Origin of the sequence: Pseudomonas huaxiensis, from assembly GCF_003231275.1 — a bacterium.
GTDB classification, from domain to species: Bacteria; Pseudomonadota; Gammaproteobacteria; order Pseudomonadales; family Pseudomonadaceae; genus Aquipseudomonas; species Aquipseudomonas huaxiensis.
Genome location: NZ_QKVL01000054.1, coordinates 22103 through 32783, shown reverse-complemented (window position 1 = coordinate 32783; position 10681 = coordinate 22103). Strand labels below are relative to the sequence as shown.

Sequence of the window (10681 nt, the reverse complement as noted above, 5' to 3'; positions counted from 1 at the left end):
CAGCGGTTTTGCCTACTTTTTCCAAGAAAAAAGTAGGCCGCCGTAAAGGCGGAAAGCGCCGGCAGCGACGCCACATCGAATGGATAAGCTCACCGCACCAAACCCCAAACCCATAGCCCTCACCATTCCCTCAAGAACAAAAAAAAGCCCCGCCAATTCCCGGCAGGGCTCAAAGAAAACACTCAACAGCAGATCAAATCACCGCCCAATCGCCCGCGCCGCATCAGCGGTGTACATATCCGGGCTGTACTTCCCTTCGTTCAGGATCGGGCCCTTCTTCGCTTCGTTGGTCATCCCGTACCCGGTGTACTGCCCGGAGTTCAGGTCCATGAAGAACTGCGAACCGGCCTGCCAGCCGCTCATGTCGGGGTGGTAGTAGTAGTTGATCATGGCGTGCTTCCACAGTTGCCCACGGGCATCGAAGTTGTCGGCCATCACCGCATTCCAGGTGTCTTCATCGATGAACAGCACACGCTTGCCATAGACGTGACGGAAGCCTTCCTTCAGATCCGCCTCCACCACCCAGACCCGACGCAGCTCATAGCGCATGACATCCGGGTTGGGATGGTTGGGCGTCAGGATGTCGCTGTACTTGTAGCTCGCCGAGTTGGCCTTGAACGCATTGGCCGGGCTGTAGATCTCACGCTTGCCCAGCAGCTTCCAGGTGTAACGCTCGGGCGCGCCGTTGAACAGGCGGTCTTCGTCCACGGTCATGGTGCCGTTGGTGCCGATCATCGGCTGGTCGTAGCCGTAACCGGGCATCTGCCGCACGCGGCGGGTCGACGGACTGTAGGACCAGGCCTGGCGCGACGAGGTAACGAAGTTGTAGGGCTCGTGGGCGATGCTGATCACGCCGTTGTCGCGGGCCGGCTTGAGGGTGGTGTTGTAGCTCATGGCCTGGACGCCGTCCTCGGTCTTCGGTTCCACGGTCGGCGAGTTGGCCTGCGACAGGTTGCGGGCATGGGCCCGGCCCCAGCCGATGCTGCCGTTGGGCAGGACCGAGGCGAGGTCGGAGATCTTCTCTTCGGTGTAGGCGCGCGCCGGAAGCTGGTGGTTCCACAGCACTTCCATGCCGTTCTTCGGAATCGGGAACGGCACCTGGCCAAGGCCCTCGATGCCCAGACCGTCGTTCACCAGCTTGGCGTTGAGGGCGTTGGACATGGCACGCTTGCACACGTAGTCCGGGTAGCGGAAATCGCGGTGGCCGGGGTAGATGTTCATCTTGTAGGTGGTCGGGTATTTCTTCAGCAGCGCCTTCTGCCCTTCGGTCAGGTGCGACTCGTACTGGCTCATGTTGGCCGCGGTGATCACCAGGATCGGCTTTTCATCGGCGTAGGGATCGACCGGCTGGTCGCCGGAGAATTTCACGTGGTTCCAGCCAGGCACTTCACCCAGGTATTTGCCGGTGTAGGCCGGGATGGTGCCTTCGGCGTTGCCGGCCACTTCGCCGCCAACACAGTTCAAGTCCTTGCCCAGGCGGGCAGCCTCGTCGGGCGATACAGCGGCGCATGCGCCAGCAATCGCTATGCAGTTGGCAGTGAGAGCGACCGCGAGCATGACACCTGTTCTTGTTGTTTTCATGTATTGCCTCCTTCGCTGATAAAGCCTTTCGGATGTGCTTCATTGTTGGTTTTCCGGGGTAGGAAACATCGTCCGGAAAGACTAAGAAATTGCGGTTTATCAACCAGAAATCCGCTGCTTCAACTCCGCCTTGAGCACCTTCCCGGTCGCATTCCTCGGCAGCGCCTCCGTCACCCGGTACACGTGCGCCGGCACCTTGTATCCGGCCAGCCGCGCGGCGATGAACAACTGGGCATCCTGGACCGAAGGCAGGCGCTCGCCCTGGATGACCAGGGCCACAGCCTCCCCCAACAACGGGTCGGGCACGGCGAACACCGCCGCGTCTTCAACGCCCGGCATTTCGCTGATGCACGCTTCGATTTCAGCCGCCGAGATCTTCTCGCCGCCGCGATTGATCAACTCCTTGACCCGCCCGCTGATGCAGAGAAACCCTTCGTCATCGAGGTAGCCGATATCGCCGGTGTTCAGCCAGCCGTCACAGAGGGTCTCGGCACTGGCCACGGGCTGGTTCCAATAGCCGCTCATCAAGGTCGGCGAGCGCAGCCAGATCAGTCCGGGCTGGCCGTCGGGGACCGGTTGTGCCGGGCTTTCGCCGATGCGCACATCGACGATGGGCAGCGGCCAGCCGCAGCTCGCCGGTTTGTAGAGGAATGGATCGCCGCCAATCGCCGCGCCGATGCCGTTGCTTTCGGTCAGGCCATAACCGCTGCCGCCGATCACGTCGGGCTTGCGCCGGGCCATGTCGCCCAGCAGCGCGACGGACGACGCACCTCCGCCCAGACCAAGGCCGAACAGGCTGGCCGTGTCGACACCACCGAAGCGCGGCGAGGCGAACAGTTGCTGCATCATCACCGGCGCGCCGTTGAACTGGGTGCAACGCTCATCGCGGATCAGGTCGATGGCCCGTTCGACGTCCCATTTGTACATCAGCACCAGACGCCGGCCGCCGCGCAGGGCGGAGAGAAACTGCGCATGCAGACCGCTGACATGGAACAGCGGCACCGCCATCAGCGAGGTCGGGGCAAAACCGCTGTCAATCACCCGGGCGATGCGTTGCGGTGAGCTGAGCGCACAAAACGCGCTCTGGAAATCCAGCGCCGCCAACGCCTGGCACACCGCCCGGTGGCTGGACAACGCGCCCTTGGCCCGGCTGGTGGTGCCGGAGGTGTAGAGGATCATCGCCGGCGCATGCGGCTCGACCCGCACTGCGGGCACCACCAGCGCTTCGGCAGCCAGCAGGTCTTCGTAGCGGAAACAGTAATCGGGCAAGCCCGTCAGCGACGTCATGCCAACCACGATGGTGGTCCGCTGCCGCGCCGTGAGATCGTCGCGCAACAGCGTCAGGCGCGATTCGTCGCACAGCAACAAACCGGCACCGCTGTCTTCCAGGCCATGCAGCAACTCATCGCGCAGGCCCCAACTGTTGAGCGGCACGCACACCGCGCCGCAGCGCTGGATGGCGGCGAAGGCCACCAGCCAGGCCGGCTGGTTGCGCATGGCGATGGCCACCCGCTCGCCGGGTTGCAGGCCAAAGCGGGCAATCAACTGCCCCGCCAGGCGGTCGACCTGATCAAAGTAATCGGCGAAGCTCAAGCGCTGGTCCTGCCAGACCAGAAACTCGCGCTCACCATGAACCCGCCCGGCGTCGATCACCTCTTGCAGGGTCCGCGCCGTCTGGCGGAAGTAACGCGGCGCACCGTCCGCCGGGGTCACCACTTCAAAAGGCGCGCCTGCGGCCGTCAACTGCTGCCACGCCGTGCGCCACTGTTCAATGCTCATGTGTCGTTCTCCTGAACGTCAGGCGCGGGCCGGGTCGAGGGCCCAGTAGCGCTCGCAATGGAAATCCCGGTCACCGAGACAGGCCTGGGCCACCCGCACCCGCTTGAGGTACAGGCCGACGTCCAGCTCATCGGTGACGCCGATGCCGCCGTGCATCTGCACTGCCTCGTTGGCGACCTTGAGCGCGGTGTCGCCGGCCTTCCACTTGGCCAGGCTGACCAGCCGGCCACGGCCGACGGCGTCGAGGTTGTCGTCGTCCAGCGCCGAAAGCCCCGCCATCACCGCGCTGCGGGCCAGCGCCAGGTCGACATACAGCCGCGCCGCACGGTGTTGCAGGGCCTGGAACGAGCCGATCGGGGCGTCAAACTGCACCCGCGTCTTGAGGTAATCGAGGGTGGTGCGGAACAAGTGCTCGGCGATGCCCAGCAGTTCCGCCGACAAGCAAGCGCGACCACGATCGAGAACGGCGTCAAGCAGTGCCCAGCCCTGCCCCGCTTCGCCGAGCAAGGCCTCGCGGCCGACCCGCACATGCTGCAATTGCAGGCGCGCGCTGTTGCGTGCATCGATCAGCGGCAAGGCGCTGCAGATCAGGCCCGGGGTATCGGCCGGCAGCAGGAACAGGCTGATACCTGCGGCCTGCCCGGCGTTGCCCGAGGTGCGTGCGGCGACGATAAAGGCATCGGCGCCGTTACCGTCCACCACCCAGTATTTGTCGCCGTCCAGGCAATAGCCGTCGCCTTCGGGTACCGCGCTCAGGCAGGTATCCAACGGCTTGTGCCGGGCGCGCTCATCCACCGCCAGCGCCAGACGCAGACCGCCAGCGATCAGCCCCGGCAACCAGCGCTGCTGTTGCTCCGCGCTGCCGGCCAGGTGCAGCAGCGAACCGCCGAGCACCACGCTGGACAGCAGCGGCGTCGCCGACAGGTTTTGACCAATGGACTCGAACACCGGCCCCAGGCCCATGCAGCCGAACGCCAGGCCGCCGAGGTCTTCGGGAAAGGGAATCGCGCTCCAGCCCAGGTTGACTGCGTCCTGCCACAGTTGCGCGTCGAACCCCTGCTCCGAGCCTTCGTCGCGCAAGCGCCGCTGAGCGGCCACCGGGCTGCGCGCGGCGAGAAAGTCGCGGGCGCTGTCAGCGAGCAAGCGCTGTTCTTCGCTGTAACGCAGGTTCATGCCGTCGCTCCTTTTTTCGCGTCAGGCAGGCCAAGCACGCGCTTGGCGATGACATTGAGCTGGATTTCCGAGGCGCCGCCGGAGATGGTCAGGGCGTAGCTGTTGAGCCAGCCGCGGGTCACCGCCAACTGGCGCTCGTCGAACGCCTCGCTTTCCCAGCCGAAGGCGTGGCCGCCGAGGATGTCCAGCAGCACTTCGAACTTGTCGCGCTCCTGCTCGGTGTGGACCAGCTTCATGATCGCCATCAAGCCGCTGACGTCATCGCCACCCCGTGCTTCCTCGGCCATCCGTTGCACGGTCAGGTTGTAGGCCTGTTCGTTCATCGCGCAGGCCGCGGCCCGCGCCTGCAAGGCCAGTTCGCTCTGGCTCTCGGGTTGCGGCAGGTACTCGCGGACCAGCGCCGGAAGATCGAAATGCGACGGCAGGCTGATCTCGCCGAACTTCGACATGGCCTTGCGTTCGTGCTGCAGCAGGTACTTGCCAAGGTTCCAGCCGCCGTCCAGCGGGCCGATCAACTGGCTTTTCGGCACCTTCACGCCATCGAAGAACACCTGGCAGAACGCCGACTTGCCGCTGATCAGGTCGATCGGCACGGCGTTGACCCCAGCGCTGCGCATGTCCAGCACGATCAGGCTGATGCCTTCGTGCTTGGGCTTGCTGGTGTTGGTGCGGACCAGGGCGTACATCCAGTCGGACTTGTCGCCGTAGGACGTCCAGATCTTGCTGCCGTCCACCACGAAATGGTCGCCGGCATCGCGGGCGGCCATCTTCAGGCCGGCCAGGTCGGAGCCGGCGTTCGGCTCAGAGAAGCCCTGGCACCAGCGGGTTTCGCCACGGGCCATGGGTGGCAGCAGGCTGCGCTTCTGCTCATCGCTGCCATAGGCCAGCAGCACCGGGCCGAGCATCCAGATCCCCAGGTTGATCTGCGGCGGCCGGCACTTGAGGCGACGCATCTCGCTTTCCAGCACCGCCAGTTGTTCCGCGCTCAGCCCGGCGCCGCCGTATTCCTCAGGCCACTCGGGGCAAAACCAGCGCTTGTCGCGCATCCGTTCGAACCACAGCCGCGCGTCTTCGCTGGGAAACTCCGGCTGGCGGGCCCCCCAGACCACGTCGCCGTCGCCCATGGCAGTGCGCATCGACAGCGGACAGTTGGCCTCCAGCCAGGCGCGGGTTTCATGCCTGAATTGCTCAATCGTGCTCATGACTTGACCCTCGCCCCAGGCATGGCCCGGGGCTGGTTATTGTTGTTGTGGTTGGCTCAGCGCTGGGTGCGCGGCATGCCCAGGCCGAACTGGGCGATCAGTTCGCGCTGGATTTCATTGGTACCGCCGCCGAAAGTCACGGTGACCGAGGCGCGCAGCTCGTATTCCAGTTCGCCGTGCAAAGCCGCCGCCGCCGAACCCGAACGCAGCGAGCCGTTGGCACCGATGACTGCCGACAGCCTGCGCAGAATCTCGATGGCCGACTCCGAGCCGAAGACCTTGGTGGTCGAACTCAGTGCCACGTCCATCCGCTCGTGTTCCAGGTTGGCGGCGATCCGCAGGTTGATCAGGCGCATGGCTTCCAGCCGCGCATAACACTCGGCCAGCGAGCTGCGCACCCAGGCTTTGTCCATCGCCCGACGACCCTGCTCGTCACGCACCTTGGCCCACAGGTAGATGCGCCGGAACAGCCCGGCGACCTTGTCCGACCACGAGCCGAGGCCCAGCCGTTCATGATTGAGCTGCGCGGTGATGAGTTTCCAGCCACCGTTCAGCTCGCCCACCAACATGTCCTTCGGCACCCGCACGTTGTCGTAGTAGGTGGCTGTCGTCGGGTTGCTGGTGGTCGGGATCACCGTGCTGGCGAAGCCCGGCGCTGTGGTGTCGAGGATCAGGATCGACACCCCCTTGTGCCGTGCCAGGCTCGGGTCGGTGCGCGCCGCCAGCCAGATGAAGTCGGCGGATTCAGCGCCGGAGGTCCACAGCTTGTTGCCGTTGACCACGAAGCTGTCACCGTCGAGCCGGGCACTGGTCTTGAGCACCGCCAGGTCGCTGCCGGCATCCGGTTCGGAATAGCCGATGGCGAACATGATTTCACCGGCGGCGATGCCGGGCAGGAAGCGCTCTTTCTGCAATGCGCTGCCGTGCTCCATCAGCGCCGGGCCGACGGTGCTGATGGTCACGAATGGCAACGGCGCGCCGGCGATATTGGCTTCTTCGAAGAAGATCAGTTGCTCGGTGGCGGCATAGCCCTGGCCACCGTGGGCCTTCGGCCAACCCACCGCCAGCCAGCCATCGCGGCCCATCTGGCGGATGGTCTGGCGGAACAGGTCACCGCCTTCCTTGCCGCGCAGTTGCTCGCGCAGCTCGGGGGTCATCAGGGCCTGGAAATAGTCGCGCACCGTGCGGCGCAGCGCGTGTTGCTCGGGGGTGAGATCGACGAACATGCTCTGCTCCTTAGGCCGCGCCGAGAATCAGGCCGCTGGTGGGGACGCCGGTGCCGGCGGTGACCAGCACGTTCTCGACGTTCGCCACCTGGTTCACCGCGTTGCCGCGCACCTGGCGCACGGCTTCGGCAACGCCGTTCATGCCGTGGATATAGGCTTCGCCCAGTTGCCCGCCGTGGGTGTTGATCGGCAGCTTGCCGCCACGGGCGTGGTGGCCGGCGCGGATGAACTCCTTGGCCTCGCCGCGCTCGGCAAAGCCGAACTCTTCCAGTTGCGGCAGCACGAACGGAGTGAAGTGGTCGTAGATCACTGCGGTCTGGATCGCGTCCGGGCCGAGGCCGGACTGGCGATACACCTCGCGGGCGACCACGCCCATCTCCGGCAAGCCGGTGATGTCGTCGCGGTAGAACGAGGTCATGATCTGCTGGCCGCTACTGATGCCCTGGGAACCGGCCTTGATGGTCACCGGTTTCTGCCGCAGGTCACGGGCGCGCTCGGCCGAGGTGATGACCATTGCCACCGCGCCGTCGGACTCCTGACAGCAATCCAGCAGGTGCAGCGGCTCGCAGATCCAGCGCGAGGCCTGGTGTTCTTCGAGGGTGATCGGCTTGTTATAGAAGAACGCGTTGGGGTTGGTCGCGGCGAAATCGCGGACCGCCACCGCGACCCGGCCAAAGTCCTCGGAGGTGGCGCCATAGGTGTGCATGTAGCGTTGGGCGAACATGCCGACCCAGGCCGCCGGGGTGTGGAAACCGTGGGGCATGTACCAGCCGTAGTTGACGTTCTCGAAGATCGGCGTCGAGGCGAAGCCGTAGCTGCCACTGCCGAAGCGGTACCAGGAACGTTCGTTCATCGCGCGGTAGACCACCACCACCTTGGCCACGCCGGTGGCCACGGCCATGGCCGCGTGGAGGATCGGCGCACAGGCGGCGCCACCGCCGTGGGGCACCTGGGAGAAGAACTTGACGTCCTTGCAGCCCAGCAGCCGGGCGATCTCGTATTCCGGCACCTTGTCCACCGAGTAGGAGCTGAAGCCCTCCACTTCCGAGGGATCGATGCCGGCGTCTTGCAGCGCCGCGAGGGTGGCTTCCATGGCCAGGCGCAGTTCGGTGCGCCCGGAGTTCTTGGAAAACTCGGTCGCGCCCAGTCCGACAATGGCGGCGCGCCCGGAAATCGACGATTGCGTCATGACAGTGTCTCCGGCTGTCAGGGCAGGACCAGCGCGACCGTGCCGGTCACGTGGTTGCCCATGGAATTCTTGCCGCCAAGGGTCACTTCGACCGTGCGGGTTTCGGGATCGAGGCGAGTCACGCTGCCGCTGAAGGTCATGCAGTCGCCGGGGTAGTTGGGCACCCCGAGCTTGATCTTCAGCGACGCGAAGCGTGCCAGCGGGCCGGCCCAGGCCTCGATGAACCGCTGCACCAGGCCATTGGTGGTGAGGATGTTCATGAACACGTGGGGCGAACCCAGTTCACGGGCGGCGTCCAGGTCGTGGTGGCCGGGGAAGTAGTCGCGGGTGGCGATCGCCCCGCCGGCAATCAACGGCACGGTGATGGGCACTGCCAGCTCCGGCAGCAACTCGCCGGGACGCACGTCTTCAAAGCGCTTGGTGTTCTTCAAGGTCATATTTCCATCCCAGCTTGTCGTTATCGCTCAGCCAGTCGCCGAGACGTTCCAGGCAGGCCGCCGATCCGCCGAGGGCAAGGCCCAGGGCGCGGCTCCAGTAGAGAAAACGGTGGATCGGGTAGGTCAGGTCGACACCGATGCCGCCATGCACGTGCTGCGCGACATGGCCGATGCGGTGCCCGGCCTCGCAGGCCAGCCACGCCGTGGCCAGCGCTTCCGACGACGCCGGCAGTCCGGCGTCAAGTCGGTAGCACAGCTGCCAGAGGCTGCTGCGCAAGGCTTCGAGGGCAATGTGGGTGTCGGCCATACTCATCTGCACCGCCTGGAAGCTGCCGATGCGCCGTTCGAACTGTTGGCGCTCGCTGACGTACTCGACGGTGCGGCGGATCTGTTCCTGGCTGACGCCCAGTTGCAGCGCCGCCTGCGCGGCGATGGCGCGGGCTTCCAGCCAGTCCAGGGCATCCACCGACAGCAGATGGCTGACGCTGAGGCCTTCGACCTGCACATCGGCCACCGCCTCGCCGTGGGTCATCACTGCCGGGGTCAGGTGCACACTGGGGGATTGCAGTTCCAGCAGCATCAGCCGTGCCTGACCGTGCAACAGCACCGGCACCAGCGCGGCGCCGGACTGCGCCGCCAGCGGCAAGGCTGCGATGCGGCCGTTGACCTGCCAGACCGCGCCATTGGGTGTGGCTTCCAGTTCAATGCCGCAGGCGGCGTTGATGCCGTCCAGCGACAGGCTCAGCAACGCCTCGCCACTGGCCGCCTGCGCAATCCAGGTCGGGTAGGCATCGCTGGCGAAGGTCGCCAGGGTTGCCGCCGCCAATTGATGACGCCACAGCGGCACCTGGCCCAGACCACGGCCCTGGGCCTGCAGCACCAGCATAAGTTCGGTCATGCCCAGGCCGCTGCCGCCGGCGGATTCGGGAATCGCCAGGGCGTGCAGGCCGGTTTCCCGGCACAAGCCCCACAGCGCCGCCATCATCGGCTCGCCGCTGGTGTCCCACTGACGCATGGCGTCATCGTTGCAGTAATCGACGAACAGGCTGTCCGCCATCTGCTCGATGGCACGCTGGTCTTCGCTCAATTCGAAATCCATGGGCGCTTACTCCGGCTCGGCCACGGGACGGAACAGCGGCAAAGTCTGCTGTTCATCGAAGGTCTGGAATTCCACCTGCAAGCGCTGGCCAATCTTCAGCTCGTCACGCTGCACACCGATCAGGCCGGCGACCAGGCGCACGCCCTCCTCCAGCTCGATCAGGCCGATGGGGTTGGGGTGATCGAAGGGCGGGACCTCCGGGTAGTGCATGACCACGAAGGAATACAGGCTGCCGCGGCCGCTGGCCTGCAGCGTGTCCCAGTCGAAGCTGTGGCACTGGATGCACACCGGCGCCGGCGGGTGACGCAAGGTCGAGCAAGCGGTGCAGCGCTGGATCAGCAGCTTGCCTTCGGCGCAGCCTTCCCAGAAAAACCGGGTGTCGTCGCTCATCCCCGGCAGAGGACGCTTGGGTTTGGCCAGCGCTTCGGCCGGCTTGGCCCCGGGCTGGGCGTTGGCCGGGCGGAACTTGAACACGCGGAACAGCAACTCGCCCACCGGCTCGTCGCCTTCGGGTTTCTCGACGAAGTGGCTCATCACCAGGGTGACAAAGAAGCCGGTGCCGAGGGCGGTGGTCTTCTCGTCGCCAACGGCGTCCAGGCGGGTGGTGTAATACAGCCGCTCGCCCAGGTACACCGGGCGCTGGAAGGTCAGTTCCGAGTTCACCGCGACTACCGAGGCGTAGCCGTGCTCTTCGAACAGCTTGAGCACTTCATAGGGGTTTTCGTCGGTGGACCCCGGCGGATAGTTGTTGGCGTGCAGGCCTTCCATGGTCCACACCTGGAGCATCGCCGGCGGCGCGACGATGCCGTCATGCGGGCCTTGCAGCGCGGCGGCCGGGTCGGTGTAGAGCGGGTTCTCCAGGCCCATGATCTCGCACCACTGGCGGATCATCGGCGCGTTGACTTCGTCCCAGGCATACACCCGACCGTATTGGCGCCCCACCAGGGCGCGCACGTTGGACAGCAATTGTGGATCAGCCACAGTCGTCTCCTGCA

General features: G+C 65.4%; 9 protein-coding genes. All 9 read right to left on the bottom strand.

Annotated features, from left to right (window positions below):
• Positions 1 to 198: 198 nt before the first annotated feature.
• The 9 genes from DM374_RS29400 to DM374_RS29360 all read right to left on the bottom strand — a co-directional run bounded on the left by DM374_RS29400 (position 199) and on the right by DM374_RS29360 (position 10667).
• Positions 199 to 1581, bottom strand: a complete 1383-nt coding sequence (locus DM374_RS29400; RefSeq protein WP_177431627.1) for a DUF1329 domain-containing protein — start codon at positions 1579 to 1581, stop codon at positions 199 to 201.
• A 99-nt stretch (positions 1582 to 1680) separates the two neighbouring features.
• A complete protein-coding gene (locus DM374_RS29395; RefSeq protein WP_110973070.1) occupies positions 1681 to 3360 on the bottom strand; it encodes a class I adenylate-forming enzyme family protein in 1680 nt (559 codons plus the stop codon).
• An 18-nt stretch (positions 3361 to 3378) separates the two neighbouring features.
• Positions 3379 to 4533, bottom strand: a complete 1155-nt coding sequence (locus DM374_RS29390) for an acyl-CoA dehydrogenase family protein (RefSeq protein WP_110973069.1) — start codon at positions 4531 to 4533, stop codon at positions 3379 to 3381.
• Positions 4530 to 5735 (bottom strand): acyl-CoA dehydrogenase family protein, encoded by a 1206-nt coding sequence (locus DM374_RS29385; protein WP_110973068.1) that lies wholly within the window; start codon positions 5733 to 5735, stop codon positions 4530 to 4532. The genes DM374_RS29390 and DM374_RS29385 overlap by 4 nt, the downstream gene beginning before the upstream one ends.
• Before the next feature lie 56 nt (positions 5736 to 5791).
• Entirely contained in the window at positions 5792 to 6961 is a 1170-nt protein-coding gene (locus DM374_RS29380) for an acyl-CoA dehydrogenase family protein (RefSeq protein WP_110973067.1), read from the bottom strand.
• A 10-nt stretch (positions 6962 to 6971) separates the two neighbouring features.
• Positions 6972 to 8150: a lipid-transfer protein gene (locus DM374_RS29375; protein ID WP_110973066.1), complete on the bottom strand. Its 1179-nt coding sequence runs from the start codon at positions 8148 to 8150 to the stop codon at positions 6972 to 6974.
• A 17-nt stretch (positions 8151 to 8167) separates the two neighbouring features.
• Entirely contained in the window at positions 8168 to 8587 is a 420-nt protein-coding gene (locus DM374_RS29370; protein WP_110973065.1) for a MaoC family dehydratase, read from the bottom strand.
• Positions 8559 to 9686 (bottom strand): acyl-CoA dehydrogenase family protein, encoded by a 1128-nt coding sequence (locus DM374_RS29365; RefSeq protein WP_110973064.1) that lies wholly within the window; start codon positions 9684 to 9686, stop codon positions 8559 to 8561. Before DM374_RS29365 ends, DM374_RS29370 begins: the two co-directional genes overlap by 29 nt.
• 6 nt (positions 9687 to 9692) lie before the next feature.
• Complete coding sequence (locus DM374_RS29360; protein ID WP_110973063.1) at positions 9693 to 10667, bottom strand: bifunctional MaoC family dehydratase N-terminal/OB-fold nucleic acid binding domain-containing protein; 975 nt, start codon at positions 10665 to 10667, stop codon at positions 9693 to 9695.
• Between the last annotated feature and the right edge of the window lie 14 nt (positions 10668 to 10681).